1 protein-coding gene is annotated in these 564 nt (G+C 63.1%); it reads right to left on the reverse strand.

Annotation, left to right across the window (positions count from 1 at the left end; translation table 11 throughout):
• The coding region (locus A33M_RS21735; protein ID WP_040622629.1) for a flagellin N-terminal helical domain-containing protein at positions 1–564 on the reverse strand (564 nt) is incomplete at both ends.

Here is a 564-nt window from a genome sequence, read left to right on the forward strand (position 1 = left end):
AAGTCCTGACGGGTCTGCACCGTCGACAGGTTGGAGCCGAACTTCGAGGCCTGGGTGCGCAGGGTGGTCAGGGCATCGTTGATCGCCGTGATGGTCGCGTCGATCTTGTCGTTGTCCTGGAAGGTGTTGCCGTTCTGCTTGTTGAGGCCGAGGGCGGCGGAGTTGTAGCCGACGCCCTTGATGGTCAGCGACGAGGTGTTGTTCTCGTTGAACGCCACCTTGAGGTCGTCGCCGTTCAGCAGGTTGATGCCGTTGTAGGAGGCATCCTTCGCCAGCGAGTCGATCTGGTCGAGGACGTCGTTGAAGTCCTTCTGCAGGCTGGCGCGGGTGGCGTTGTCGTCACCCTCGTGCTTGACGCCGGTCTTGGTCTGGGCGCTGGTGCCGAGCTTGGCCAACGTGTTGGTCGAGCCGCCGATCGACAGGGTGGTCTTGCTGGTGCCCTGGGCGACCTGGATCGAGAAGGCGTTTCCGTTCACCGAGGAGGTGATCCCGGAGATGTTCGAGAGCGCCTGGGTGAACTCGGCACGGGTCGAGACCTGGCCGGTGCCCTTGCCGAAGGTGATG

Source organism: Rhodovulum sp. PH10 (genome assembly GCF_000293785.1).
In the GTDB taxonomy this organism is placed as follows: domain Bacteria; phylum Pseudomonadota; class Alphaproteobacteria; order Rhizobiales; family Xanthobacteraceae; genus Rhodoplanes.